The 26,592-nt window shown below is 62.8% G+C and carries 20 protein-coding genes; 9 read left to right on the top strand and 11 right to left on the bottom strand.

Annotated elements, in window-relative coordinates; translation table 11 throughout:
* From KA184_13990 to KA184_13970, 5 genes are all read left to right on the top strand, one after another.
* Positions 1-1,287 (top strand): hypothetical protein (locus KA184_13990; protein MBP8130686.1); only part of this gene is annotated, 1,287 nt, incomplete at its 5' end.
* Positions 1,284-2,435: an FtsX-like permease family protein gene (locus KA184_13985; protein ID MBP8130685.1), complete on the top strand. Its 1,152-nt coding sequence runs from the start codon at positions 1,284-1,286 to the stop codon at positions 2,433-2,435. The genes KA184_13990 and KA184_13985, both read left to right, overlap by 4 nt.
* Before the next feature lie 2 nt (positions 2,436-2,437).
* Positions 2,438-3,088, top strand: coding sequence for an ABC transporter ATP-binding protein (locus tag KA184_13980; protein ID MBP8130684.1), 651 nt, complete (start codon positions 2,438-2,440; stop codon positions 3,086-3,088).
* 239 nt (positions 3,089-3,327) lie between these two features.
* Positions 3,328-4,842 (top strand): ankyrin repeat domain-containing protein, encoded by a 1,515-nt coding sequence (locus KA184_13975; protein MBP8130683.1) that lies wholly within the window; start codon positions 3,328-3,330, stop codon positions 4,840-4,842.
* A 150-nt stretch (positions 4,843-4,992) separates the two neighbouring features.
* Positions 4,993-7,971, top strand: coding sequence for an NPCBM/NEW2 domain-containing protein (locus tag KA184_13970; GenBank protein MBP8130682.1), 2,979 nt, complete (start codon positions 4,993-4,995; stop codon positions 7,969-7,971).
* On the opposite strand, the gene KA184_13965 is transcribed toward KA184_13970, so the two are convergent.
* The 3 genes from KA184_13965 to KA184_13955 are packed head-to-tail and all read right to left on the bottom strand — an operon-like array spanning position 7,938 to position 10,968.
* Positions 7,938-9,017 carry a hypothetical protein gene (locus KA184_13965; GenBank protein MBP8130681.1) on the bottom strand — a complete coding sequence of 360 codons (1,080 nt, stop codon included), beginning with the start codon at positions 9,015-9,017 and terminating at the stop codon, positions 7,938-7,940. The genes KA184_13970 and KA184_13965 overlap by 34 nt on opposite strands.
* Positions 9,018-9,044: 27 nt before the next feature.
* Complete coding sequence (locus tag KA184_13960) at positions 9,045-10,031, bottom strand: ROK family protein (GenBank protein ID MBP8130680.1); 987 nt, start codon at positions 10,029-10,031, stop codon at positions 9,045-9,047.
* Between the two features lie 31 nt (positions 10,032-10,062).
* Positions 10,063-10,968 (bottom strand): sugar phosphate isomerase/epimerase, encoded by a 906-nt coding sequence (locus KA184_13955; GenBank protein MBP8130679.1) that lies wholly within the window; start codon positions 10,966-10,968, stop codon positions 10,063-10,065.
* A gap of 63 nt (positions 10,969-11,031) precedes the next feature.
* Here KA184_13955 and KA184_13950 point away from each other — a divergent pair, with 63 nt between their 5' ends.
* From KA184_13950 to KA184_13940, 3 genes are read left to right on the top strand one after another with little or no spacing between them, the layout of a single operon-like run.
* A complete protein-coding gene (locus KA184_13950) occupies positions 11,032-11,400 on the top strand; it encodes a cupin domain-containing protein (protein MBP8130678.1) in 369 nt (122 codons plus the stop codon).
* Positions 11,401-11,413: 13 nt separating this feature from the next.
* Complete coding sequence (locus KA184_13945; protein MBP8130677.1) at positions 11,414-12,436, top strand: uroporphyrinogen decarboxylase family protein; 1,023 nt, start codon at positions 11,414-11,416, stop codon at positions 12,434-12,436.
* A 2-nt stretch (positions 12,437-12,438) separates the two neighbouring features.
* The gene (locus KA184_13940; protein ID MBP8130676.1) at positions 12,439-13,494 is read left to right on the top strand and encodes a uroporphyrinogen-III decarboxylase-like protein; all 1,056 of its coding nucleotides are present in this window, start codon (positions 12,439-12,441) and stop codon (positions 13,492-13,494) included.
* A 122-nt stretch (positions 13,495-13,616) separates the two neighbouring features.
* Here the strand turns inward: KA184_13940 and KA184_13935 are convergent, their stop codons facing one another.
* From KA184_13935 to KA184_13920, 4 genes are all read right to left on the bottom strand, one after another.
* Entirely contained in the window at positions 13,617-14,840 is a 1,224-nt protein-coding gene (locus KA184_13935; GenBank protein ID MBP8130675.1) for a hypothetical protein, read from the bottom strand.
* A 748-nt stretch (positions 14,841-15,588) separates the two neighbouring features.
* Positions 15,589-16,692, bottom strand: coding sequence for a metallophosphoesterase (locus KA184_13930; GenBank protein MBP8130674.1), 1,104 nt, complete (start codon positions 16,690-16,692; stop codon positions 15,589-15,591).
* 490 nt (positions 16,693-17,182) lie between these two features.
* Entirely contained in the window at positions 17,183-17,842 is a 660-nt protein-coding gene (locus KA184_13925) for a hypothetical protein (GenBank protein ID MBP8130673.1), read from the bottom strand.
* On the bottom strand, positions 17,835-18,398 hold the full coding sequence (locus tag KA184_13920) for a sigma-70 family RNA polymerase sigma factor (GenBank protein MBP8130672.1): 564 nt from the start codon (positions 18,396-18,398) through the stop codon (positions 17,835-17,837). The genes KA184_13925 and KA184_13920 overlap by 8 nt, the downstream gene beginning before the upstream one ends.
* A 139-nt stretch (positions 18,399-18,537) precedes the next feature.
* Between KA184_13920 and KA184_13915 the strand changes: the two genes are divergently transcribed.
* A complete protein-coding gene (locus KA184_13915; protein ID MBP8130671.1) occupies positions 18,538-18,849 on the top strand; it encodes a hypothetical protein in 312 nt (103 codons plus the stop codon).
* Between the two features lie 382 nt (positions 18,850-19,231).
* Here the strand turns inward: KA184_13915 and KA184_13910 are convergent, their stop codons facing one another.
* The 4 genes from KA184_13910 to KA184_13895 all read right to left on the bottom strand — a co-directional run bounded on the left by KA184_13910 (position 19,232) and on the right by KA184_13895 (position 26,350).
* A complete protein-coding gene (locus tag KA184_13910) occupies positions 19,232-20,956 on the bottom strand; it encodes an SUMF1/EgtB/PvdO family nonheme iron enzyme (GenBank protein ID MBP8130670.1) in 1,725 nt (574 codons plus the stop codon).
* Positions 20,957-20,978: 22 nt separating this feature from the next.
* The gene (locus KA184_13905; GenBank protein MBP8130669.1) at positions 20,979-22,178 is read right to left on the bottom strand and encodes a caspase family protein; all 1,200 of its coding nucleotides are present in this window, start codon (positions 22,176-22,178) and stop codon (positions 20,979-20,981) included.
* A 123-nt stretch (positions 22,179-22,301) separates the two neighbouring features.
* On the bottom strand, positions 22,302-24,224 hold the full coding sequence (locus KA184_13900; protein ID MBP8130668.1) for a caspase family protein: 1,923 nt from the start codon (positions 24,222-24,224) through the stop codon (positions 22,302-22,304).
* A 254-nt stretch (positions 24,225-24,478) separates the two neighbouring features.
* Positions 24,479-26,350 (bottom strand): SUMF1/EgtB/PvdO family nonheme iron enzyme, encoded by a 1,872-nt coding sequence (locus KA184_13895; GenBank protein MBP8130667.1) that lies wholly within the window; start codon positions 26,348-26,350, stop codon positions 24,479-24,481.
* Between the last annotated feature and the right edge of the window lie 242 nt (positions 26,351-26,592).

Here is a 26,592-nt window from a genome sequence, read left to right as displayed (position 1 = left end):
GGCGCCGAGGTCAAGCGGGCCGTGCCGCTTCGGGCTCAGGCCGCTCTCTTCCTGACTGCCGCAATACTCATTACCGCGGTATCGCGGGATGCCGCGGCGTGCCGTTATTCCGTCCGCGAAGTGGGGTTTGTGGACCTGGACCGGGGCACTTATCACCTCTACATCTACCATGATGACACCGTTTCCGACGACACGATGAATGCGCTGCGGCACGCTACCGGGCTCCGGTTGCGCGAGTCGTGCATTGAAACGGAATTCGTGGACGTGGCAACCGTCAAGGAGCACCCGGCCTTGGCATTTCGCGAAGGGGTGTCAGACGCACCGCTGCCCAGTGCAGTGCTGCTCTCGCCGGACGAACGGGCGCGCGAAGTGCCGCTTGCGGGGCCGGACGGCGACATAGAAAGCGCTATCGAGGCGCTCGTGGATTCTCCCGTGCGGCGGCAAGTCCTCGAGACAATTGTCGAGGCATACTGCGTGGTGCTGTTTCTGGAAGGAGCAGACGAGGAGGCGAACGCGAAGGCCCGCGCCGCGGCCGCTGCTTCCGTCGACGCCATGACCCGAAACATGCGCGGCGTGGAAAAGCCCACGGACGTGCCGCCCGTGCTTGCGGAACTCGCACGAGACGCGCAACCGCAAGAGGACTGGCTTCTATGGAGCCTGGGGCTGGAACCGGGGTCACAGACGGAACCGGGCGTTGCGGTCCTGTTTGGGCGCGGCAGACGCCTGGGCCCGACGCTGCTTGGCGACCGCATTATCACGGGGGAATTGACGCGGATCATGGGGTTCATTGGCGCGTCTTGCGAATGCGGATTGGACCGCACGTGGATGCAGGGGACCATGACACCTTTGCGATGGGACAGACCCGTGCGGGAACGCCTCGCGCGTCATCTGGGGTTTGACCCGGACAGTCCGCTCGTCCGGATGGAAATCAACCAGATTCTGGCCCAAGGGCCAGCGGAGGGAACGGGACTGCGCTTTGATGACCCGTTCTTTGGGTATCGCGAGTTTTCCACCGCCGCCACGGAAGAGCCGGATGGCACAGAACTGCCAGCGGCTGCGGCTGAGTCCACGACCGCGCTGGAGCACGCAGAAGAAGACCCGACCCTCCCCCCCGCCCTGCCCGTTCAGGAGACGGGGCAGTACCTGGAGGGGCAGACAGAAACCGTCACGCGACCGCAGCCCGGCCAGGGACTTCCCTTCTTTGTATGGGTCGCGGGCACGGTAGTGCTTGTGAATCTGCTCATTGTGCTCGGCCTGGTGGTCCGGTCAAGATGGAACGCGCCATGAATGTCTTTCTCCTGATACTGAGGGAAATGTGGCATCGAAAATGGAACGCACTGCTGGCGATCCTGGCCGTTGCGGCGGCGGTCGCGCTCTATGTCGGATTTGCGATGACTGGCGCGGCGGCGGAACGCGAGACGGTCATCCTCATGCGCGACCTCGGCTACAACCTGCGGATTATCCCGCGCGACACGGACGAAACCGCTTTCTACGAGCGCGGTTACGCGGTCGAGACGATTCCCAGCGAATACGTGCAGCGTTTCGCGGGTAAACAGGGCATCTCGTATCGCCACTTGCGCGCGACATTGAAGCAGCGCATCCGCGTCGGAGACACGGACGTGCTGCTGACCGGCGTGACGACCGAAGTGCACCCGGCAGGCGCCAAGGAGCGGCCCATGTCGCAGGCCTACGACGTGCCGGCGGGGCATGTGGTCGCCGGGTATCATGTCGCGCGCCGGCTGGGCTTGCGCGAGGGTGGAACCGTCGAGGTCGGCGGACAGCCCTTCGCCGTGGACCGCTGCCTGCTCGAATCGGGGACGGAAGAAGACGTAACGTTGTACGGGAATCTGGCGGACGTGCAGCGCATCCTGGGCAAGCAGGGCCGCATCAACGAGATTCAGGCGTTGGAGTGCCTGTGCCTGAACCCGAATATCGACACCCTCGACGCGCTGCGGAAACAGCTTGAAGATATCATGCCTGAGGCGAAGGTTATCAAGATGCGCGACATCGCCCAAGCGCGTCAGCGGCAGCGTTTCGTGACGCAATCGCACCTTGCTTTCACCCTCAATTTCGCGGTTGCAGGGTGCGGCCTGTGGGTCGCGGTGCTTGCGCTCTTGAACGTGCGGGAACGGCGCGCCGAAATCGGGGTGCTTCGGGCAGTGGGCTACAATTCCGGGCGCATTGCCGCACTGTTCCTGGGCAGGGCAATCGTGCTCGGGGTGCTCGGGGCCATCCTGGGTTTTGCGGGGGGCACGCTGCTGTCCCTGCGCATCGGCCCCGGCATGTTCCAGGTCACGGCGGACGCCATCGAGCCCATGTACGGGCTGCTCCTCAACGTTGTCGCGGCGGCGCCCGTCTTTGCCGCGGCATGCACGCTCGCGCCGGCTGCAATGGCTGTAATGCAGGATCCGGCGCGGATTCTACGGGATGTATGAACATGATATGCGTGGAGAATGTCACGAAGACTTATCGCACGTCACGCGGCCCGGTGAACGCTTTGGACCACGCGTCCCTGGAGGTGTCGCGCGGCGAATTCGTGGTCGTGCGCGGCCCCAGCGGCTGTGGCAAGAGCACGCTGCTCCTGTTGCTCGGCGGCATGCTGCGTCCCAGCGAAGGATGCGTGCTCTTTGAGGACGCCGACCTCTATGCGATGCCGCACCGGCAGCGCAACCGGTTTCGCGCGGCGCGCATCGGTTTCGTGTTCCAGATGTTTCATCTGATTCCCTACCTGAGCGTACTCGAAAACGTGGTCTTGCCCGGTGCGGGGCGGGCAGCGCGCGAAGAGGCGCGCGTGTTGCTCGACCAGTTCGGTCTTGCACAACGGGCGTACCATCGTTCCGGCGAACTGAGCGCGGGCGAGAAACAGCGCGCCGCCATAGCCCGCGCTCTTGTCAACCGCCCGTCCCTCGTGCTTGCCGACGAGCCCACCGGCAACCTCGACCCGGAAAACGCGGCGGCCGTGTTTGGCCATTTGGCTGCCTTTCACAAAAGCACGGGTGGAACCGTGATCGTTGTCACGCACGGGACAGATGCCGCCCCGTACGCGAACCGCACCCTGCAATTGCGCGCGGGCAAGATCGTTCCATAACCTTCCCCCGCTCCCGCCCATACCATTTCCATGTCAGTGAGCTTTCAGGTACACTTACCGGCAGCGCGGGAGGTCGCAGTATCGTGGGCGTTCTTAGTCAGGTCAAAAGCGCTTCTGCCCGGGTGGCGGCCATGGTGTTTGGGCTGATATCCGGCCTTGCCGCCGCTCAGGACGCTCCCCCGGCCGCGTCTTCTGGCAGCCCTCTGCACAACGCCGCGTGCTGCGGGAATGTTCTCCAGGTGGAGACCATCCTGCGCGACGGGGCCGATATTGAATGCCGCGACGCATACGGCGAAACACCGCTCCACAAAGCGGCCTATAGCGGTCAACCCGATGTCGTGCGCGTGTTACTCGAACGCGGGGCGGATGTCCAGGCACGGGATGAGTATCAACAGACCCCGCTGCACAAAGCGGCGTTCAGCGGGCGCCCCGAGGTGGTCGCCCTCCTGTGTTTGCATCACGCCGGGGTAAACACGGCGGACGCCAACGGCCATACGCCTCTCTTCGAGGCGATTGTCGGCGGTCACGTGCAACTCGTGCCCGTCCTGCTGGGACTGGGCGCGGAGGTCAACGTCCAAGCGAAAGACGGCAAGACCCCGCTGCACCTCGCGGCATTCCTCGGCAACGCCGAAATCGCGGAACAACTGCTCCAGCGCGATGCCGATAGGGAGGCCCGGGACACGTCCGGCCAGACGCCGCTGCATCTCGCGGCGGGTCTCAAGGAAGCGACGGTAGTGCGGTTGCTCCTCGATGCGGGAGCGAATCCCAATGTCCGGAACACGTTCAATGCCACGCCGCTGCACCAGGCAGCTTACGCGGGCAGCGACGAGGCGGTTGGCTTGCTGCTCGAAGCGGGCGCGAAGCTCAGCGCCGTTGACGCTGGCGCACAGACCGCGCTTCATGTCGCGGCCTACGCCGGCCATGCCGACGTGGTGCGCACGCTGCTGCGCCATGGCGCCGACCTGCATCAGACGGACCTGTCCGGCAACTCACCGCTGTATCTGGCTGTCGACTTCGGGGACGCGGAGACCGTCACGCTCTTGCTCGAACACGGTGCAAACCCGAACCAGCGAAACGCGGAAGGTTCGACGCCGTTGCACAAGGCCGCCGAGTTTGAACAGCGGCGCGCGGCGCGCGTGCTGCTGCGCCACGGCGCCGATGCCAACGCCCGCAATCGATACGGCGAAACGCCGCTGCATCGCGCCGCCGAGAAAGGCTTTGGGTCCATTATCGAGGTGCTAATCCAATATCACGCGGACCTCAATTGCCGCAATTATTTCGGCCAATCGCCGCTTCACAAAGCCGCGTATGCCGGTCAGGCCGGATCGGTCAAGATGCTTCTGCTTGCGGGCGCGGATATCGAACTAAGAACGCCCCTCGGCCTTACCGCGCTGCACCGCGCCGCCATTGCGGGGCAATCAGCACTCCTCCGGCTGCTTCTCGAACAGGGCGCCAATCCCAACGCGGCGACGATGCTTGGCTCGACGGTCCTCCATTGGGCCGCCGTAAAGGACGACACAGCGCTTGCCATGGTCATGCTCGAGAGCGGTGCTCATACCAACACGCAGGACCGCGCCGGGGCAACGCCCCTCCACAAAGCCGTCCGCGCCGGGCATCGCGCCATGGCCGAGTTGCTCCTGCGCCACGGCGCCATGCCCGACATGAAGGATGCCAATGGCGTTACGCCCGCCGGAATTGCGGCGGCAAGCGGCGACGCAGCCATTGCGGGTCTGTTTGCGGTCAGCAGCCGCTGACGGCCGGCATGCCGATTCGCCCGAACATCTTTGACTTTTCCCTCATTTTCCGCGGCGCTGTGTGCGGTGTCGCGCTGGCCTGGCGGGGACAGTCTTGAAGTGCGGCTATTCCCTCTGGCACCGTGAGGCGAACCATGGAGGGGCACCGCCATGTCCGCCGCACTCTGTCTGCTATGTTCTCTGCCTGTCTGCGCAATCACGGCCCCTGAACCGGTCGCGCTGGTTGGACCCGGAGGCGTCCGGGCGGTCTTCTCGGAGACGCCGCGGGGCTGGATGTGGACTGCATTGGAGGATACGGCATCGGGACAGGCCTGGACGATTTCCGGTCCGGGTTGCGCCTTTAAGGTCCGCGGAAGTTCCCCGGAAGGCACGGAGGATGGCCAATTCCCGGAGATCGCAACGCACAGCGACCGCATCGTCCTTACTGGAGTCATGCCAGCCCTGTCGCTTGCGGTCAATCGCTTCTACTCGTTCTGCGAAGACGGTCGCACTTTGCGGATCGAGACTGCAATCCGCGCCCTGGAACGGCCCCTGATTCTTGACCGGCTGAGACTGCTCAAGATTCGTGTCGAGAATGAGGACTTCAGGCTAATGGGGCCGCAAAATGTGTCCAGTCCGGTCTTTGGCCAGGTTCTTTTCACCGGTATCGAACATCCCGTAGCCTCTTGTCGGGTCGAAGGCGATACGCTGGACCTTGCGCAGGTCGCGGATTTGGAGGTTACGACAGAGTCTACCGGCTTGGCGAACGTGATTGTCGGGGTCGCGTCGCAAGAGGACCTGCGCGCCGGCCCGGAAGAAGGCATGCGCCGCGCGTTCCTGCGCTATCTCGACACCGTGCGCGTGAAGCCGCGCGATTTGCATGTGCACTACAACGACTGGTGGACGGCGCCGGTGCCGTCCTCCGAATCGTTCGTATTGTCGAATATCGCCGCGCTCAAGCAGGGCCTCTTCGATACGACGGGTTTCTTTTTCGATTCGTATGCGCTCGATGCGGGCTGGTCCAATCCCCATTCCGCCTGGGAAATCAGTGCCAAGCATTTTCCGCGGCGCTTTGACCGGATCCGCGAGGCCTTGGCCGCGGTCCACGCGAGGCCCGGCCTCTGGATTTCGCCCAGCAGCCTTTATCCCTTCGCGCTCGACAATCACTGGCTGGAATCGGCCGGATATGAGGTAATGCCGCACCGCACGCTGGGCTATAGCGCCTGCACAGGCATCGGCGGGAAGTACCAGCAGGCGTTCCGCGACGCCTTGCTGCGCTACCAGGCCGAAGCCGGGCTCGCGCACGTCAAGTTCGACGGCTTTGTCCCGGAATGCGATGCGTCAACACATGGTCATCCTGCTGGAGAGGCCTCACGTTTCGCGCTTGCGGAAGGGTTGATCCAGGTTTTTGACGCCTTGCGCGCGCGAGACCCCGGCATTGCCCTCGAACCCACCTGTTTCGGATACCAGCCGAGTCCGTGGTGGCTCATGCACACGCCCTTCATTATCGGACCCTTCGGCGACGACAGCCCGCCGGGCCGCTGCCCCTGCCCGGAATGGATTGAGTCCATGACCACGGCTCGCGACATCAAGAATCTTGAAGGGCGTGATGCCTTTCTCATGCCCAGTTCCGCCCTGCAGTGCTTCGACATTATCGTGCAGTGCCCCGGCGCGTTTCAGAACCATGCCGTTATGTCCATCGGGCGCGGGCGCTGGTTTGTTTCCTGCTATATCAACCCGCAATTCATGGACACGAAAGAATGGGGATTCTTTTCGGACCTGATTGCATGGGCCCGCCATAATCGCGAAGTCCTGCAGGAGCCGCTTCCGATAGGCGGGGACCCGGCGAAACGGGAGGCCTATGGCTATGCCTTTCTGGGGGCACGACGGTCTCTCTATTGCCTGCGAAACCCGTGGATCGAGGAGACGACTTTGACCCTGGAACCGCCTGAATGTGAGGAATCGGCCTGCGAACTACGAATGCTCTACCCACGCCGGGAACTCCTTGCACGGCAATCGAAGGAGATGCCCCTCACCGTCGGGTTGGGGCCCTATGAGACGGTGTTTGCGGAGGTTTTGCCCAGTAGTGACGAGACAACCGGTTCCCTTGCGCGTCCTCAGCCGCGTGTGGATTGGCGTCCCGCCGCTGGCCCAACCATCGAGCGTGTGCGTTTCAGCAGCGATGTCCCTGCATTCGGGCCGTCGTGGACCACGCCCGTGGGCGAATCCGAGGAACTCGTGCGCTTCGCCGCGAGCGGCAACGTCAGGATTGATGATGCGACAGACGCTGAGTTGTGCGTACTCGCCGAGGGTACCGCGGAATTGGCCAGTAGTCTTTGCAGACTGACCGTCGACGGCGCGCGAGTAACACCGTCCATGGTTTCATCGGTGGGCGCGTTTGCCGCCTCCGGGGCGCCGCCTGAAGAGTATTGGACATGGTTCCTCGCGCCGTTGCATGCAGGTGCAAGCGAGATCTCCATGGAAATGCTTGCGCCGAGTACCCCCGCCTCGTTCGGACTCTATGTCCGTGGTTATACCCGGGCGGGCACCTCCCTTGCCCCCACCGAGGGCCCGGCATTCCCCACCTATCAGCCCGACTGTGCAAGCTGGTCACGCACGCTGGTGCCGCTGACGCCGCTCGCAGTTGACGATGTGGCCGCACGTGTCGTGCCCCGGCCCATTGAGCGGATTGACGGCGTATACGCCGACGCGCTCGACTGGTCGGAGGCGGCCGCGGGTTGGGGCGAAGTCCGCCGGAACGCGAGCGTGATGGAGCAGACCATGCGCTTGGGCGGCAGGTCCTTCCTGCGGGGGCTCGGCACGCACGCGCCTTCGCGCATCGTATTCAGCGTTCCCGAAGGTTGCGTATTCTTCGCGGCTACGATCGGAAAGGACCAGGAAGTTCCAGGGGGTTCCGTCGTGTTTGTGGTCCAGGCCGACGGCCACGAATGCTACCGAAGCCCCGTCATGTCCAACGCGACCGCCCCCACGGATATCCACATACCCGTGGCGGGCGTAGACACGCTCACGCTCCTTGTCGAAGACGCAGGCGACGGCATAGCCGCCGACCACGCGGATTGGGCCGAGGCGCGATTCCTGCGTCAGGAAGAAGGGTCTCAGGGAAAGCCCTCGCGCGGGCGGACGGACTGAAGAAACTGGCGTGCTTCCGCTTCGGCGGGCAGCCAGAGGCTCAACAAAAGCCTGCCCGTGTTCGGCAGGGCGCGGATCATCGCCGGAACGTTACGCGGGTCGCCAATTACCTGCAGGACCAGCAACTTGTCGGCATTCAAAATCCTCTCGTAGAGCGGGAACCATTCCGGTGCGTCGCAGGGCGGATGGCCGTCGCCGGGAACCCACTGGATGCCGTCGAGTTTTGGTATCTCCAGCAACGCATCCAAATGCGGAATCTGGCCGGGGCCATCCCAATGGTAAATGGCATGGTCCAAGGCGCGGCACTGGCGTTCAATCGACGGTACGACGAATTCGCGGAACATGTCGGGGGCAATCATGGCCGCAAAATCGCACTGGAGCGGATACCATCGCTCCGGACACCACAGGCCCATCCACGCGGTGGTGCCGTGCTGCGTTTGAGCGATGGTGGCGCTGACCTCGTCATAAACCCTCCCCCACGCCGCGTCGATGCGGTCCAGGGCGGCATGCACGCGGACCGGCTCGAGCAGCATGTCCTCGAGCAGCGCTCCCGTTCCGCGCAGGGACGCGAGAACGTCAGCCGTGCCGCCGATATCGGTCATGCTGACCAGGAATCTGTCGCGGCCCGCCGCGCAGCCAAGTTCCGTGACCCGGCGCGTGTACCGCCACCAGGGGTTGTCTGTCTCGAAGGTCAGCGCCTCGACGGCCTCCCAGGAACGCGGTTGCTCGAACCAGGCCGTGGCCGCGGCCGCGTCGAAATGCAGGTAACCGCTCAGATACGCGGCCAGCACGCCCGGGCCGAGATTGACGAAGAGATTGGGAAAGGCTTCGCCTCCGAACCAGGTTCTGCCGCAGAACGCGTCAAAGTCGCGGACAACCCGCTCGGGGTTATCGCGATGTTTCAGGAAGGCCCATCCGTCCCACCACGGGCCAGGCGCAATCCCCGCGCGCGTGGAGCATACCTGCACGAGCGGCGTATCCAGTTCCCGGCGCCACCACGCGCTGAAGTTCTCGCGGACTTCGTCCCAGTCCGGCCTGTAAAGCATCGCTGTGCCGCTTCCGCGCGCGACGGCTCAGGCTTTGGCCTGGGCGCGCAGCCGCTTCGCGACCAGGTGCGCCGCACCGAGCACGACTGCGTCGTCGCCCAGTTTCGCGGGGACGATCCGGACGCCCTTTCGCAGGAACGGCATCGCATGCTCCTTGACCCCGCGGTTGACCTCCTCCAGATACAGGTCCGTCATCGCTTCGACGAGGCCGCCGCCGAGCACCACGGCCTGCGGACTCAGGATATTGATGAGGTTCGCCACGGCGATACCCACGTAGTAAGCGGCCTTGCGCACCACCCCTTCAACCATCTTCTCGCCGTTTTCTATGGCCTTCGCGATCGCGCTGCTGCGCATGTTCTCGATATCGGTGCCGCAGTTCGCCTTTATGTATGGCGCGTCCTCGCGCACGGCCAATGCCGCTATCTCTTTCGCAATCGCTATGCGCGAGGCAACCGCCTCGAGGCAACCGCGCTTGCCGCAGCCGCAATACGGGCCGTTGACCTCGATGGTCATATGGCCCACTTCGCCCGCCGCGCCCGAATATCCGTGCAGCAGCTTTCGATTAATGATGATCCCGCCGCCGATGCCCGTACCCGGAAACACGCCCACGATGTCTTCGCAATCGCTGATATCGCCGAACCGCCATTCGCCATAGGTGCCCACGTTGACGTCATTGTCCACGACAACCGGCACGCCGAACTCTTTCGAGAGCGTTTCTCCCAGCGGGAAGTCCTTCCAGCCCAGATTCGGCGTGTCAATGATAACGCCCGTCTTCGGGTCCAGCGGTCCTGGAGACCCGACACCGATGCCCCGGATGGGCGGGTTCCCCGCTTCTTCAAGAGCTTCCCGGATGATCTGCCGTATGCGGGCTTCCGCCGTCTGGCCGTTCTTCCTGCTGCGCTTGCGGCTCTGCCCCAACGTCTCGAACTTGTGATTGAACACCGACGCCATGATCTTCGTCGCGCCGATGTCCAGCCCGACGACATGGTCCCCTTTCACCAGCAGATCACCCATGCTGCGTCTTTCATTTCCCGCGCCTGGGCGCTTAGACCGACTGCCACGCCGCGCGCCAGTTGGCCAGGCCCTTGACCATGTCCGGCACGGGATTCTCAGGATGATTCTCGTACTCGAACACCGCGGGCCCGTTGAACGCAAGCGCCTTGAGCGCCTTCGCCACGGCGGTCAAGTCCAGTTCGCCCTCGCCCAGTATTTGTTCCTCACCACCGTGCAGCCAATCCTTGAGATGAAGCGAAATCACGCGGTTGCCCAGCGCCTGGATGACTTCATGCGGCTTATCCCCCGAGCGAATCGAGTGCCCGGTGTCCACGCACGCGCCGAGCAACGGGCTGCGCCCTTCCACCGCCGTGAGCGTATCAGTCACTTTGTCATAGCGCGCGCCCGGCCCGTGATTGTGGATGGCGATTTTGACCTTGAACTCTTCACAGAGCGCCTCCACGTCATCAAAGGCATCCCGTTCGACGTCCGCCGTCAGCACTTCAATCCCGAGTGCCTTGGCGAATTCGAACCGCTTCCGGTTCGCGGCCTTGTCTTTTCCGAAGCCCTCCACGCCAAAGCAGGGAACGGCGACACCCGCGTCCAGAAGCGCCTGCTTCACCTTGCCGAAATTGGGGTGTTCCGCGTCGGGTGGAAAATGAACCGAGCAGAACTCCATCACGTTCAGCCCTAGTTCCTTGAGCCGTTTCAGGCTGTCCTCGAAGCTGAATTGGCGAAAACTATAGCTCTGCGCGCCCAAGCGCAATCCGGACTCCTGCGCCCACGCCTCGTGCGCCATTCCGCTCACCGCCGCAGCCGCCGCGGTGGTCCGGAGGAAATCACGTCTGCTTACCTCGTGTTGCATCCTGCAAGCTCCTTCCTTTCTGTGCGCGACGGGCCGGCGGCACATGACGATTTCAGGCAGGCCCGGCGGCGCGTCGCGCGCGAGTTGATTCATTATAGGGCTTTTCTTATCGTGATGCACCGTAGCCAAGGCAAGCAGTGAAAGCAAGACAAGCCTATGCCCGTGCACATAACCGCACCCACATCTATCCCCGCGGCAGGAAGCAAGCCCAAGATCATCCGCGAATTCATAGGACGCATGAACACCGGCACGGAAGCCGTAAGCATTGCGCACATGGTCAGTCCATCCGGATGGGTCGAACCTGCGCAGCGGCCGGAATTCGACGAGTACACGCTCGTCCTGCGCGGCGCGCTCGTCGTGCAGGACGAAGGCGGCCGCGTCTTCGAAGCGCGCGCGGGCGAAGCCATCATCGCGCGCAGGGGCGAGCGTATCCAATACAGCACGCCGGGACCGGAAGGGGCGGAATACATCGCGGTATGCGTGCCGGCCTTTTCGCCGGAAACCGTGCATCGGGACAACGGGTAATCGGGGACCAGACATGAACAGCAGGGAACGCCTTTACAACCGCATGGCGGGCAAACCCGTCGACCGCGTGCCCGTCGTGCCTATCTTCATGGCATGGGCCGCGGAATACGCCGGATACACCTATGGCCGGTATCAGCAGGACTATCGCGCCTTCGCCGACAGCATGCTCCGCGTGCTGGACCGGTTCGAAATTGATCAGGCGACCACGCTGAGCGACCCGCACCGCGAAACGGCGGATTACGGCGCGGATGTGTGCTTTGTCGATGATGGCGTGTGCCGTTGCCGCGCGCCACTCCTCCAGGAATACGGCGACATCCGCAAGCTGCGCCGGATGCCCATTGAGGAAACCACGCGCATGTTGGACCGTGTCCGCGGCATCGAGCGTTTTAACGCCGAACGCGGCGGCGATATTTCGATACTCGGCTGGGTCGAAGGCCCTCTTGCCGAGTATTGCACTTTGCGCACGCTCGAAGCAGCCATGACCGACCTGCTGACCGAGCCCCGGTTCTTTCACGACGTGTGCGCTATCACCATGGACAACGCGATTGCGTGGTCGCGGGCGCAAATAGAGGCCGGCGCCGACATGATCGGCGTTGGCGACGCCGCGTCGAGCCTCGTGAGCGTGGATATGTTTCGCGAGCATGTCCTGCCTTGGCACCAGAGGCTGTTTGGGGGCATCCACGCCGCCGGGGCGAAGGTGCGCCTTCATATTTGCGGCAATATCGCGCATTTGCTGCCCGCGATCCACGATTCCGGCGCCGACATTGTCGATATCGACTGGATGGTAGACTTGCGTCAGGCGCGGCAAGCGCTCGGCGCCGGGATTACGCTGTTCGGCCATTTTGATCCGGCCGCCGTGTTGAAAATGGGCACGCCCGAAGACGTGGCCGCCCATGCCCGCGCCGATATCGCGGCGGGCGGTGACCGTTTTGCGCTGATGCCCGGCTGCGAAGTGCCGCCCGGCACGTCCGAGGCCAACATCGCTGCGTTCTGTCCCGGCGAAGGCTGCCTGATCCGCGACGCGCTGGAGTCCTGAACATGCCCAAGGAGACGATGACCGGGCGCGAGCGCTGGCTGGCCGTGCTTCAACGAAAGCAGCCGGACCGGATTCCGATGGATTATTGGGCCACGCCCGAAGCCACCGAGAACTTGTGCCGCCATCTTGGCTGCGATTTCGACGCTGCATGCGAGCGCCTGCATATCGACCTGCCGCTCACGATCGCCGGCCGCTACGCCGGGCCGCCGATAGCCGGGAACCGGGACGTCTTCGGCGTCGTGTTCCAGTCCGTGGAATACGGCGCGGGCGTCTACAACGAACGAATCAGCGCGCCGCTCGCGCAATTCAATTCCGTCGAGGAAATCGAGGCGAATTATACGTGGCCCTCGCCCGATTGGTGGGACTATTCGCATCTGCCCCGCGAAATCCGGAGTATGGAACATCGCATTGTTCGCGGTGGCGGCTCCGAGCCCTTCCTGCGCTACGCCATGCTGCGCGGCGACGAACAGGCTTATCTCGACCTCATTCTCAATCCGGACATCGTCCACTACTGCCTTGAGAACCTCTTCGAACTCGCGTATCAGGACACCCTGCGCATCTTCGAAGCCGTGCCGGGCGCCGTCTCGATCACCTACGTTGCTGAAGACCTCGGCGGGCAGGAGTCGCTGCTCTTCTCCCAAGAGCATATCCGCGAATTCCTGCTGCCCGGCATGAAACGCATGATGGAACTCACCCGCCAGCATGGGTCATTTGTTTTTACTCATAGCGACGGCGCCGTGCGCGAGATCATCCCGGACCTGATCGCCACGGGCACGCAGATTCTCAATCCCATCCAGTGGCGTTGCGCCGGCATGGACCGCGCGGCGCTCAAACGCGATTTCGGCGCCCGGCTTCTCTTCCATGGCGCGATGGACAACCAGCAGACGCTCCCCTTCGGCTCGGTCAAGGACGTGCAGCGTGAAGTCATCGAGAACATCGGGATACTCGGCGCGGGCGGCGGCTATATCCTCTGCCCCTGCCACAACATCCAGGCCATCACCCCGCCAGAGAACATTGTTGCCATGTACGAAACCGGCCGCGCCGAAGGCTGGACCTGACGGCGGCTCTGGACTGCGGAAAATTGCTTGCGCCTTGCGCCACGGCCGGTCTCGCGCGGCAAGCCGCGCAACGGGAAGCGGGAGCAGGCTCACGCGCTCTCTCCAAAGCAGACTTCGCCTGTCTAGAAAGAAAACCTGACCGCCGCGTAGACATTGCTGTTGTGCTCGAACTGACCGAAGAATGACGCGTCGGATTCGCCGAGGAAGATATTCGCGCCGCCCTCGACGGTCCAGTGGTCGTTGACCTTGTACTGCGCGTTCGGGCGCAGGTAGGCGTCTCCGTCGCTTGGGCTGTAGTAGCCGAACCACGAGAGGACCAGGTTCTGGTTCATGAGCAGCTTGGTCAGCCGCACGGTGAACAGGTGCCGGTCCCGGTCGCGCGCCTCGATTAGCGGGATGCGCGCATTCCTGTACGCCGCGTAGTCCATCATGTGTTCGAGGTAATATTGGACCGATGCCGTGAAATCCTTGCCGATCTCCCGTTCATACCCCAAGAGCAGGCGGAATTCGCTGTTATTGATGAAAGGATCGCCGCCGCCCGCGTCTTGTCGCGAATCGTAGTAGCCCGCCTCGATGTTGAAGATGCCCTTGCCGATGGGACCGCGCAGGCTCGCGCCATACGCGGCGAGTTTCGGGAATGCCGCCTGCAGGAAAGGGATCAGCCGCTGGCCGCCGGGGCTTTTCCAATAGCCCCAGTAGCCGTACGCCGCCACCTCGAAGTTGCCGGCGCGCCGGTAGAGGCGCAGCGCGAATTCGTCGTCCTCGAACCATGCACTGGGCGCGTTGAAATTCACATCACGCGAGTAGCCGTCGTGCCGGTCGAAGAGCGGGTTCCAGAAACTGATGCGGTCACCGGTGATGAACCGGTCCGGCGCGAACCGCGGCGTATACACGAATTCGACGTTCAACGCGTCGTTGTACCAGCCCAGTTTCAGCGCGTCGGACGGCGCCTTCAGGTATTCGACGTCGCGGCCGATGAAGAATGCGTTCCAGTCCTTTGGAAACAGATCGTTGATGAACAGCAAGTCCCCCGTTCCCCACGTCAGCACCTGGCGGCCCACGCGCAAGTCGATGCTGTCCGTGACCGACCACGTCAATCGCGCCTGGCGCAGATCGCCGTAGACCTCGCTCATGAGGCCATCCACGACCAGGTCGCCTGTGAACTCGAAGATCGCGCGGTCCCATTCCTTCTGCGTGCTGAGTTGCAGGCGCGACTCCACCAGAGACGACGATTTCGATTGCGCGGGGTCGTCCTGCGTGCGTATTCCTGCGCGGGCGTCCCAGAATCCGTGCAATTCCAGCGGAAATCGCCTCGCGCCTTCCGCCTCTTCTATTCCTGGTTTCAGGCGCGCGCTTTCGGCCGGCGTTTGAGCCGGAGTGGCCTCAAGCCCGGGCGGCAAGGCCGGTTCCGTCGGAACACCGCCCAACCCCGGCGGCAGCGCAGGCTCTGCCGGCGCATCCCCCAACCCCGGCGGCAGGGCGGGTTCCGCCGCTTCCGGAGTGGCCAACCCCGGCGGCAGAGGAGGCGCTTCCGCCAGGACCGTTGGCAAACACGACAGAACGAGAATGCCTGCCAAAAGTTCCCGCGGAAAACGCATGCGCTGAACCTCACTTCAAGAATCCCGAGCCACCCGCGTTATTGTAGTCTGCTTGGGAAGGTTGTATCCAATGCACGACGCCGGACCCCTTTCGTTTGGCCGGTGCGATTCGCAGGAGTCGAGACACAAGACCATTCGCGACGCCAATGTATCGTTTGCCTGTTTCGCCCAAAAGCACGCAGGCCCTCACCCCATACGTTCCGCCAGGATATACGACCTGGGTAACAAAATGTGAATAAGCCGGACGCGCACATACCTCCAAAGGCCTGCCTTGCGCTCCGTCAGAAACTGGGGTTCATGGGCGAAACCCTGAAAATGGGAATCTCGCCGGGAAATACGGCTACGACGGACGCGCATCGCCGGAGGAGGAAGCGTGACGGTTACGCATTCGACAGAAGAAATGAAAGACTCCCCCAGGATCGCCGGCCGGGTTCTGGCCGTGAATGGCGACCATGGGTGAAGACGATGCTTCTGGCAAGTATGCGTGTGCGCGGACTCAGTAGGCTGTTGCTGCTGCGGGCTCCCTATGTGCACGATGATCGGCTATGGCGCCGGAAATGTCCAGTGTGAACTGATGGTCGCCCCGTTCCTTCCTGTGGCCGGCGCTCTCACAGAGCCGGTCTTGCGCCGGGCTGTAGGTAAAGACCTCGACCTGTCCTTTTGCGGGGTCGAATCGCAGCAGCCGCAGCCAGTCCGAGTCATCCGCATCCCGCGGGTAATCGGCAAGGAGTTCGTGAACCAGATTCCCATGCGCGCCCTGGCTGGTCTGCCGGTGGCTGATCGAGGCGGATTGGTCGCCGCACAGCACGAGAAACAGGTTCGCGTGTTTACTGAACGATTTTTCCCATAATTGTTGCGGCGTATTGCCGCGGGCTCCGTGCACCTTCTTCCATTGCATTCTGCCCTGGGGCTGTTCGGCTCCCTTTTTCTCTATGCCGCCCAGGTACATGTGGGTCGAGACGATGGCCATTCGGTCACGATGGGCCTCGATCACTTCATCCGCCCAGCCGAGCACATCGTCCGGCGCGTTGCATTCCAAATGGACAATGACAAAGTCGAGGCCGCCCGCGGAAAGCACCTGGTAACTGTTGGCGTTGTTTCCCGAAACCTCCGGCGCATGGCCGGGCCGGCCTGCATAGGTTCCCCCATACCAGGGTTGGTCCCTGTAACGTTCCGCACCGAAGTATTCCTGGAACAGGCGCGAATCGCCCGTGTCCCGAACCATATCGTGGTTGCCGACGGATATGCCGTAAGGCACGCGCCCGTGAAGCCGGTCCATGTTTGCGCGAGCGATTTGCCACTGGCGCCATTCGTTCCTGTCGACAATGTCGCCCGTGTGACTGACGAAGACGATTCGTTGCGCGCCGAGGTTTGCGGCGAGCCATGACGCGCGCGAGTCAAAGGCCGGGTTGCGCGGTTCGCCAAGCTCGTCATCCCGGCCTGTGCCCGGTCCCAGGTAGCGCTGCGTGTCGGGGACCACCGCGATGGTGAACGTGCCTTCCGGCGCCGGGGTCAGCGATTCAGCGGCTATCCCCACTGAAATGCCAAGAACAGCAAGAAGGCATGCGGCTCTGAGCCGAAGCTGATGAGCTCGATTCATCAAGGCTTCCTTTCAGTCACAATGTGCTCTCCGCAAGCGGGTGTCTGCTGACGCGTGACACAACGGGACCGCTCCGCCCAAGGGACACCCGTTGGTCCGGTCATCGCGACGCGCGAAACGCCGGCGCGCTACCCGCAACACGCTCGCAGCGTATCATGACATCGGGACAGCATCGAGGACAGTCCCAAGGTTGGCGCGTTGCCTGGCCCGGGAGCGTTGGAACGTTTCGGGCAGTTGACCGAATCTTGTTTGACCGGCGCTGCGTTCCGCGAGCCCGCGCGCAATGCCGTTCGCGATTCCGGCGCGGCGGTTACCAGTCTTGCCGCGCCGCACGCAGGCCGTTAGCGTATACGGCTCGGGCCCCACAGCTTCGGAAGAAGAACCGTTCGGGCGTACGCATGTCCTGGGAAAACTTATAAAAGAAGTGGTCGGGCATTCAATTCTGGATTCGGAGAGTCTCCGGGCTATGGCCAAGATGGGCGGCATCGCTCTATGCTTCATGCCCCTCGTCTTCCCGGATGCGACGCGCATCGGAGTCCCTCTCGGCAGCCAAGAGTGCGCGCAGTTCGGCGAGGCGGAGTTCGAGTTGTAGAAATTTCTCGCGCATGAGCAATTCCGACTCGGTCGCGACGCTCAAGATCATCACCGGAATGCCAAAGAGCACCATGGCCACGATCCCGCCGAGGATGATTTGGTTTCCCCGAGCCGGATCGGCCATTTGATGGCCCATCATCATACATCCTACGGTCAGGAGCACGCAGAAACCCCACGTCAGGCCGAATGCCGCCGGGTGCATCGTGCGAAGTTGCCGGAGGGTTATGTTTCGCCAAAGCTGCAGGTTGATGGAACCCCTTTTCAGAATGACAGCGCTGAGAACAGCAAACGCGAGCCCGAAGAGCGCGCCAGCCGCAAAAATGAGCCTTCCGATGGCGGGGAAATCCGGTTCAAGCAAAAGAGTAATGACCGTAACGGTGGAAAAAGACAGGAAGAAACCGATCCCCATGACCAGCCCGATAATGGTCCCGATGCGGGAGACAGGCGTAAGGGGCCGCTCAAGAATCGCTTTCATCTGCATCCGGTATTTGGCTTCGAGCTCCGGCGTAACCGTTTCCAGTTCCAGCAGTTCTTCGCGCAGTCTGGGATTACTCATAGTACTGGTCCTCATTTCTAAGCGCGCGCCGGAGCGCTTTCTTCGCATAGTGGAGCCGCGATTTCACCGTGCCGGGGGGGATTGCGAGGATGCCGGCAATCTCATCGAGCGAGAAACCCTCGAGAAAGTGCAGTGTCAATGCTTCACGATGCGCCACATTCAGGCGTTCCAGCGCCCTGTGAAGTTCCTCCGCATCAAACGCGGGAAGCACCTGTTCGTCATGGGCGCTGGAGTCGTTCTGATCATTGTCTCTGTCGGGCAGTTCGCTGAAATGGTCTGTATCGCGTAGATGATTGCGCACGGTGTTGCGGGTGACTGTGTAGAGCCAGGCCGGAAACGCAGCGTCATCGCGCATACCGCCAAGGTTGCGGATGACCCGGCACCAGACTTCTTGCAGCAGGTCCCAGGCATCCTCTTCTGAATCCACCAGACGGCGTATGTAATAGTACAAACGTCGCTCCCAGATGGCCACCAGATCCGTCAGCGCGCCATCGTCGCCGCCTCGATAACGGAGGACGAGAAGTGCACTTCGGGTTTGATCTTCCCACGAGGGCAAGGCAAGGCTCCTTGTGCGATGTTCACTATAAAGGACACGCGAGAGAATCGAAAGGTTCAATCGTATTCCGGATGGGCTATCTCACCAAGCCGCAAGTCCCGGTCTAAAATGAAGACGAAGCAAGTTCAAGGAAAGCCCTTTGAAACGAGTGGATACCTACTGCGAGAGCGAAGGGGAAACGTGCACATTCCGGAAAGAAGTGGTCGGGGTGAGAGGATTTGAACCTCCGACCTCTTGGTCCCGAAACAAGGAGGCCGAGGTTCTAAGTGCTGACACTAAAGGACTTACAGGGTATGACAAACTCTCTTGCACCAACCCTTGCACCCGTCCGCAGGGCGACATTCCGGAGCCGGAAGCCGACCCGGTCGCGGCTCTGGCCGATAATTTGCGCCATCTGCCGCCGGAAGAGTGGACCCGCCTGCTGCAACTTATGACCAGCCACCGCAAGTAGACGGGCCTTCATCGTGGGCATGGACCCGCGGCAGGCGGGACACCCGCGCCACCGTGGCATGGGCATCATCCCCGCGAAAGCGGGGACCATGCTCCTAATCCTCTGTCATTGACCTGCACGGGCGGGACGCCCTACCCCTATCGGAGTGTAAAGAGCAAAAGAGCACAGGGCAACAGGGCTACAGAGACAAGGACTACGGAGGTCGCAGCAACCGGAACTCCACGGCTCGTTCCCAAGTTACACCACCCAGGCTCGTTCCCAAGTGCAACTCTTGGGAACGAGTTGAAGAACCTCCAAAAACCACAATCGCCGCCGACAGAGGGGGGAAGCCACCCTGGACCCCCCACCCCAAGGGCCCAAGGACTCAAGCGCCAAGTGTCCACTACGCGGAGGGAACGCGAACCACCCGGAAACCCCAGGTGCTGTCCCGGTTCGACGGGTTGACCCTGTCCCGGATCGCTGAACGGCAGTACCAGGGATTGCTGTACCAGGAGCCGCCCCGCAAGACGCGAGCCCCACTTTTCGCAGTATTCTCAGGATCGCGCGCGGGGCTCTTTGCATAGAAATCCGAGTCATACCAGTCCGAGCACCATTCCCATATGTTTCCATGCATGTCGTGCAGACCCCAAGCGTTCGACGGAAAACTGCCCACTACCACCGTCCTCTCCCGATATACACCCTCCCGGCCATTACCATAGGTATAGTTGCCGTCGTAGTTCGCCTGCTCCGTCGAAATCGTCTGACCGAAATGGAAAGGCGTCGCCGTCCCCGCGCGGCACGCGTACTCCCACTGCGCTTCCGTCGGCAAACGGAAACCACCCCCGCTCACGCGGCCGTTCAACTTATCAAGGAACTCCTGACAGTCCTCCCAGGATACGGTCTCCACCGGCAAACGCGGGTCGCCCTCGAAAGTGCTCGGGTTGCTCCCCATCACCCGCTCCCATTGACCCTGCGTCACCTCGTACTTGCCCAGCCAGAAGCCCTTGCTGAGCGTCACTTGATGCTGCGTCTCGTCGTTATCGCGCCCCGCCTCGCTCTCCGGGCTGCCCATCGTAAACGTTCCCGGAGGTATCCAGACCAGTTCCAGCGTCACGCCGCCTCCCAGGTCCACCGTCTGCACGTCGCCGGGCTTCGGCTGGCCCGTCGTCACCGTCACCTGCGGCGACTGCGCGGGTTGGGTTACTGCCGGAGGACGCGCAGGCTCCGGCGGACGCACCACAGTGACCTTTGCCAGCACGATGTCGCCGGAGATGTCGGAAATGAGGCGCGGGGTCTGTTTCAGGGCCTTGCCCGCGGCCCAGCGGCGGGTCTCCTCGAAGGTGTAATTGCTCAGTTCCAGCGCTGAGACGACGCCGTCGCCGTTGGCGTCCGCGCCGCCGCCCAAACCCTGAAGCAGAAACCACGTGAACGCGCCATGGCCCGCTTCGTATTCGTGGGAGACTTCGTCCTGCTTGCAGGAGGCCAGCGTGATGCGGCCCTCCGAGTGTTTTTCGATGTCGGCCATCATGCCCGGCGTCATGCCGGAACCACTGCGGCCCGCGCCCGAGTGGCACGCGTCCAGGATGACCAGCGACCGTTTCGCCGCGCAGGATTCCAGCTTCGACTCGAACATCGCGAAGGGGATGCACGTGTTCTCGACGTCCGCCGTGCGCCCGTCCAGCGGCATCAGCGCGAGCTTGCCGCCCAGCTCGAGTCCGTGCCCGGCGAAATACACCAGCAGCGAGTCCTCAGGCCCCGCGAGCGACACCCACTGCCCGAGAATGGCCAGGATGTTGCTGCGCGTGGGCCGGTGCAGCGGCTCCGCCGCGTCATCCACCATCAGCACCGTGTTGCGCGCGGGGAACCCGTCCGGCGCGCCGGTCAGCGCGGCATAGACGCCCTTGGCGTCATTCACGGCATTCGGCAGCGGCGTCAGACCCTGGTCCTCATAACCGCCTGCCCCGATGATGACCGCCCACTTCTGCGCCGCCGGCACAGGCACGCTCGCCGTGCCCCCCGCTCCGCGCTGGGCATAGGCGGGGCCGGGAAGCAAGACGCTGGCGGCCAGGATAAGGGTGCAGTTTGTAAGAAGACGCCAAGCCGTATTGCGCAAGGATAGGTTTACCATGAAACGCACCTCATAAGCCCTACTATTCGCCTCTCAGAATGTTCGCAAACTCGTTATCCTTATCCAGCGGACAGACAAACCTCAGGATGACGGGCCCCGAGTCGGCTTCGTTGTCCTCCCAATTGCCGCGCAACTCGCGGTTGCCCCCCTCGAATCGCAGACGGAGAGTATCGAGCGCATAGGCGTCCTTGGGACGGGTATTTCGTGTCACGTCCACGCCCTTCATGAGCAGTTCGTCTCCCTGCAACTGACCCGTGAACACCTCCCAGCATGTCCACCCCTCAACTGTGCCCACGGCGCGATAGCGTCCGGGATTGTTCTCTACCAGGTAGAACGTGAATGTCGAAATCCTTCCGTTTGTCTTGGTCCAAGAGCCCGTATATTGGCCTGTGTGCAGTTGCGGGCTGGCGGCCGGCCCCTGGAGATTCCCACTGTCCTTGCCATGAAAATAGAAATGGCCCATGAGCGATGAGTTCTCCCAGGGAACTTGTTTGTCTCCGGTTTCTCGAGCCACGTCTATCCGGGTTTGCATGAGCACGTCGCGCAGTTCGATACCGGGTGTGGCCAGATTCTGCAGAAGGTGTTTCGTGAATACCCCATTGCGCCCGTCGCCGTCAGCAGCCACTTCGCCTGGAGCGGTCGCGTAGACAATAACCGTGCCTTTTGCCGCTTCCATGCTGGCAAGGCCCCGTTGGGCGCTGCGGAAACGGCGCGCGAAGGGGTTGTTGCGGCAGGCGTCGAGAATCACGATATTGATGTTGGCGCCCGCCGAGTCCATCTTGGCGAGGACAAGCCCCATGCTCAGGCAACGGTGCTTCGCTTCGTTGGGCGATTCCAGCGTTGCATCGATTGGCACCAGGAAGTTCTCACTCTCAACCTGCAGACCGTGGCCCGCAAAGTAGAACAACGCCGTGTCCGCCCCCCTAATCATGTGCCCGAAGTCCGCAACAGCCCCGTCCATGACTTCGTAGGTAGCATCGGTTATGAGCGTCACGGAGAAGCCGCAATCACGAAGAACCGCGGCCATATCCCCGGCGTCATTCACAGGATTCTGCAGACGTTCGTCCTGATACGCCGAATTTCCAATAACGAGCGCCACGCGCGAGCCGCCGGAAACCGATGTCGGCGTGCTCGTGCCTCCGGAGCCCCGGTCCTGCCCGACTGCGCAAGTACATGCCAGCAGAATACAACACAAGTGGCAGGTCATATAGCCTGGTTTCATGTGTCCGCCCTCCTCGCACTCGAGTATACATCGTGGTCTTGGCACGGGTTCAAGACATGGACGGGCACTCATGGAGACCATGCGGCGTCTGCGCGCACGCGGGAAAGCCGAAGCGGCATCTTGTCACTGGGCCACGGTGACGTTGAATACCACACGCTGGTTCAATGCGCGATTCGCGTGCGTGCTCAGGTCAAACCCGGGTTCCCTTACGCCCTTGCCGACGGCCACTACTCGGCCGGGGTCGATACCGGACTGAACGATGAACTGCCGCACGGCTTCCGCCCGTTTCTGCGATATGCCCTCGGGGTCTTCTTCGTCCGGGGATGCATGGCCTTCGACGACTACGGTGACTCTGGAGTCTTCCCGCATCAAAGTGACTAGCTTGTCAATCTCCACTCTGCCTTCGGGAGCCATGGCGAAGCTGTTGGGATGGAAGATGAGACTGTTAAAGACCAATGTTCTTGGTCTTTGCGCCGGTGCCGAAGCCTGCGCGGGCCGCACATCCACGTCGAAGCGCATCGCTTCGCTGGAGCCCAGGTCCTGCCATTTGCCCGGGACCACGTGCCAGACGTGCACGCGCACGGCGAGGGTATGTTTGCCTGCCTGCACAAGGTCCAGCTGCGAGTAAGGTAAGAACAGTCCGAAGGCGGTTTCCTGTTCAGGGTCCTCTCGAATTTCCAGCATCTTGCCTGAGTACACCTGGCCACGGCTGGAACGGCACTGGCCATCGCGGTCTTCCAGCGCATGGCCCGATTGGTCCTCGAAATACGCCGCCAACTCCACCTTTTCGCCCTCAAGTCCGGTCAGCGTTACATCGGAAAGAATCTCCAATCCCTGCTGACCATTCTGATTCGCGGTTTCCACCCGCACGTTGCGGATTTCTACCTGGGGCGGGTTGGCGGCGCGCATCCGTTCCGGGGTCAGCCGCATCGCGTCTTCGTACTTGGCTCGCGCGAGCGTGTACTGCTCACACGCGGCAGCGTATTGTTCACCCGCGGACCGCGCCGCAGCCAGCGCGGCATCGCCCGCGGCCACTTCTTCGCTGGCGTATTTCCGGACGTTGTCAGTCAGAGAGGCTTCGGCGTTTTCCGCCGCCAGGCGCGCTTCTTCCGCAGTTCTTCTCAGCGCATCCGCGGATTCCTGACCGCTCGCGGCCGGCACGAGCCGCGCCAGTACGAACTCGCCCGTTTGGAACCCTCCGCGCCATGGATTCTGCACAAAGCCCTTCTGGAGCGCCCACGTGCTCGTCTTGTCCCACACGTGTGCGGCCACTTCCGACGCCGTAAGTACCCCGTCCGCGTTGCCGTCCGCGTGCCCCTCAAGGCCGTCGAGCAGAAAATACGTGAACGCGCCGTGGCCCATTTCCGGCATCTCGTGCGACACTTCGTCAGGCCCGCACGAAGCGAGCACGAGCATGCCGCGCGAAGCCCGCTCGAATTGCGCCGCCGTGTCGGCGGAAAGCTGATTGATGCTTCTTCCCGCGCCGCTGTGGCACGCATCCAGGACCACGACCTTGCGTTGAGCGGGCGCATGCTCCAGCAGTTCTTGCACGTACGCGAACGCGATGCCCGTCTGGGCGACATCCGTGAGCGATGCGTCCGAGGGAAGCAGATACAACGCCGATGGGCCCCCATCCGCGCCCGGCAGCGCCGTGCCATGTCCTCCGAAGTAGACGAGAATCGTGTCCTGCGGCTGCGTCATCTTCGTGACCGCGTTAAGGTAGTGGATGATGCGGTTCCGGGTTGGCTGGCGGTCACCGACAGCGTCATCGCAGAGCAATACAAGCCGGTCGGGTTCAAAGCCCTCCGGGAGACGTGTCAATTGCTCGAATACAGCGCGCGCATCAGCCACCGCGTAGCTCAATGTGCCGATTCCGCCGTCCTGATAGTTGTTGACGCCTACGATGAGCCCGAACTTGTGTCCCTGACACTCCGCGTCGGACCCGGGCACGGAAGCGGTGCCCGCGACGCCCCGGTCCTGCGCAATAGCGCTTGCGGATGCCAGCGCGATGCACAACAGGCAATATGCGATCTTCCCCCGTTTCATGGGACCATCCTCCTCGCGCGGGAGTATATACCATCATCGTGCTGGGTGGCATGGCCATCCTGCCCATGCGAATGGTTGAGCGTGTTCGCGTGCACCAATCAGGTTTTCGTGCCACGTTATCGTAGACGTGACGTGCCCTTCGCGTGGTTGGAACCGCAAGACGCCAAGCCCCACTTGTCGCAAAAAAATTTATCGCGTGCCACGCGCGCGATAAGGGTAAAGAGCAGAAGAGCACAGGGTTACAGTGCACAGGGTTACGGAGTCCGCAGTAAACGAAACCCGTGGTCCGAGCCTCGGTTTTCCGGGGGGGCAAAGCCGCGATTTGGAGACCGACAGCACCAAGGGAAGTAGTACCACGAGCCGCCACGCACCACCCGGTACTCGCCCGATGCCGGGCCCGCGGGGTCCGTCACGGAGCTGGATGGGTAATCCCCAAGCCAGTCCACACCCCATTCCCACACATTCCCGTGCATGTCATAGAGATTCCAGGGGTTTGCCTTGAAACTCCCCACCGGAGATACATTCCAGTACCCATCGGAAAAGGGGAAGAGGTCGGTCCTCTGGTTACCATTCGGCAGCTGCGTCTCGTCCTCGCCGTTCAGGCAGCCACGGCCGTCCTCCATCCGATCGCCCCACCAGAACTCCGTATCCGTCCCCGCGCGGCACGCATACTCCCACTGCGCCTCCGCGGGCAGCCGGTATGTCTCCCCCGTCTTCCGGCTCAGCCATTCGCAATACGCCACCGCATCGTTCCAGCTCACCAGCACCACCGGCTGACGGTCTTCCAATGTCCAGCCCGGATTCCGCCACGATGCGCCCCTCGTTTCCTCCCACGAACCGGTCTCCAGATTGAGGGTAAATCCCGAGCCGCCTTTCTCAGCGTCGGTCTGGTAGCCCGCTGCGTCCGCGAAAGCACGAAACTCCCCTACCGTCACCTCCTTTGTTGCCAGCCAGAAACCCCGCGTCAGCGTCACCGTATGCCGCGGGTGCTCGCGGTCGAAATACTGCTTCCACTCCTCCCACCACTCCTCCCCAGCATACGTCGCGATGACCCGCTCAGGGCTCAGCTTCGAGCCCATCTCGAAGGTCCCCGGCGGTATCCATGCAAACTCGCCGCCCTCGAACACCCGCACCTCGCCCGGCTCAGGCTCCTTCGGCGGAGGCGGCGGGGGCGGGGGCGTCACCACCACCGGCGGACGCGTCTCGCCAGCGCCGGGACCCACCACATACGGCCGCGCGAGTATGATGTCCCCCGAAACCCGGCTGTGTTCCCAGGGGTTCTGCTCCCAGCCCTTCGACGCCGCCCACAGCCGCGTGTGGTCCCACGTGAAGTTGCTCAGTTCCTTAGCACCGATGAGACCGTCGCCGTTCGCGTCCGCCGCGCCGCCCAGACCTTCCAGCAGAAAATGCGTGAACGCGCCGTGGCCCGTGTCGGCCATCTCGCGCGAAACCTCCTCCGGCCCGCACGAGGCCAGCACCACCATCCCTCGCGAAGCCTGCTCGAACTGCGCGCCCACGGCCTGCGTCATCTTGTTCACCGCGCGGCCCGCGCCGCTGTGGCACGCGTCCAGGACCAGCACCTTGCGCTGCGCGGGCGACTGCTCGATGACCTCACGCAACCGTTCGAAGGGGACTGCGGTGTCGTGCAGCATGCTTGTCTTGGCGTCCGAGGGCAAGAGGTACAGATGGTCCTCTTCCGTCGTGCCGTGACCCGCGAAATACACCAGCACGGTGTCGGAAGCGCCCGCGAGGTTCACGTAGGTGTTGAGAAAGCTGAGGATGTTCGCGCGGGTGGGCTTGCGCTCGTCGGGCTGGTTGTCCGCGAGCAGCACCGCGCGCGCGGCCTCGAAACCGGACGGCGCGCCGGTCAGTGCCTGATGCACGGCCACGGCGTCCGCGACGGCATACTCGAGGTTTCCGATGCCGGTGTCGTTGTAGTGGTTGACACCAATTACCACGGCGTATTTCTGGCCGGACCCCTCCGCCGCGGCCGGCGGGGCCGCAGCGCCGCCGGAGCCGCGGATTCCGCCCGTTCCGCCGTTCCTCTGCTGCAATTTCGAAGAGACCACGATTCCAATGAGAAACAGCGCGACGAAAGAGAGCGTTATGGCAATACCTTTTCGCATGCAGCGGGTACTCCCCGATGTGATCGCGTAGTGTAATACAGCCGGCGCGGCGCGGCAACCGCTCTCGCCCGTTTGGGGCCTATTTGAACAGTTCTTCGAGACTCTGGCTGGCCGCCGGCGCGTCCTGGCCCTGGTCTTGGCTTGGGTTCTGGCCGCCTTGCTGCGGCTGGTCGAACAAGGCGTCCAAAGAAGTCGAAGCCGCGGCGGGCGGTTGCGGGGTCTGCTGGCGGATGCCTTCTGGC

The sequence above is a fragment of the Candidatus Hydrogenedentota bacterium genome (assembly GCA_018005585.1).
GTDB lineage: Bacteria > Hydrogenedentota > Hydrogenedentia > Hydrogenedentales > JAGMZX01 > JAGMZX01.
The sequence above is the reverse complement of the archived record's forward strand: the minus strand, read 5'-3'. Positions and strand labels throughout refer to the sequence as shown.

What these genes read in the sequence shown, in the direction of transcription:
- KA184_13980 (MBP8130684.1), top strand. Translation starts at nt 2,438, where the DNA reads ATGATATGCGTGGAGAATGTCACGAAGACTTATCGCACGTCACGCGGC.
- KA184_13960 (MBP8130680.1), bottom strand. Translation starts at nt 10,031, where the DNA reads ATGGGTGATCTGCTGGTGAAAGGGGACCATGTCGTCGGGCTGGACATC.
- KA184_13930 (MBP8130674.1), bottom strand. Translation starts at nt 16,692, where the DNA reads ATGAATCGAGCTCATCAGCTTCGGCTCAGAGCCGCATGCCTTCTTGCT.
- KA184_13945 (MBP8130677.1), top strand. Translation starts at nt 11,414, where the DNA reads ATGAACAGCAGGGAACGCCTTTACAACCGCATGGCGGGCAAACCCGTC.
- KA184_13970 (MBP8130682.1), top strand. Translation starts at nt 4,993, where the DNA reads ATGTCCGCCGCACTCTGTCTGCTATGTTCTCTGCCTGTCTGCGCAATC.
- KA184_13985 (MBP8130685.1), top strand. Translation starts at nt 1,284, where the DNA reads ATGAATGTCTTTCTCCTGATACTGAGGGAAATGTGGCATCGAAAATGG.
- KA184_13955 (MBP8130679.1), bottom strand. Translation starts at nt 10,968, where the DNA reads ATGAATCAACTCGCGCGCGACGCGCCGCCGGGCCTGCCTGAAATCGTC.
- KA184_13965 (MBP8130681.1), bottom strand. Translation starts at nt 9,017, where the DNA reads ATGCTTTACAGGCCGGACTGGGACGAAGTCCGCGAGAACTTCAGCGCG.
- KA184_13940 (MBP8130676.1), top strand. Translation starts at nt 12,439, where the DNA reads ATGCCCAAGGAGACGATGACCGGGCGCGAGCGCTGGCTGGCCGTGCTT.
- KA184_13900 (MBP8130668.1), bottom strand. Translation starts at nt 24,224, where the DNA reads ATGAAACGGGGGAAGATCGCATATTGCCTGTTGTGCATCGCGCTGGCA.
- KA184_13905 (MBP8130669.1), bottom strand. Translation starts at nt 22,178, where the DNA reads ATGAAACCAGGCTATATGACCTGCCACTTGTGTTGTATTCTGCTGGCA.
- KA184_13895 (MBP8130667.1), bottom strand. Translation starts at nt 26,350, where the DNA reads ATGCGAAAAGGTATTGCCATAACGCTCTCTTTCGTCGCGCTGTTTCTC.
- KA184_13950 (MBP8130678.1), top strand. Translation starts at nt 11,032, where the DNA reads ATGCCCGTGCACATAACCGCACCCACATCTATCCCCGCGGCAGGAAGC.
- KA184_13910 (MBP8130670.1), bottom strand. Translation starts at nt 20,956, where the DNA reads ATGGTAAACCTATCCTTGCGCAATACGGCTTGGCGTCTTCTTACAAAC.
- KA184_13925 (MBP8130673.1), bottom strand. Translation starts at nt 17,842, where the DNA reads ATGAGTAATCCCAGACTGCGCGAAGAACTGCTGGAACTGGAAACGGTT.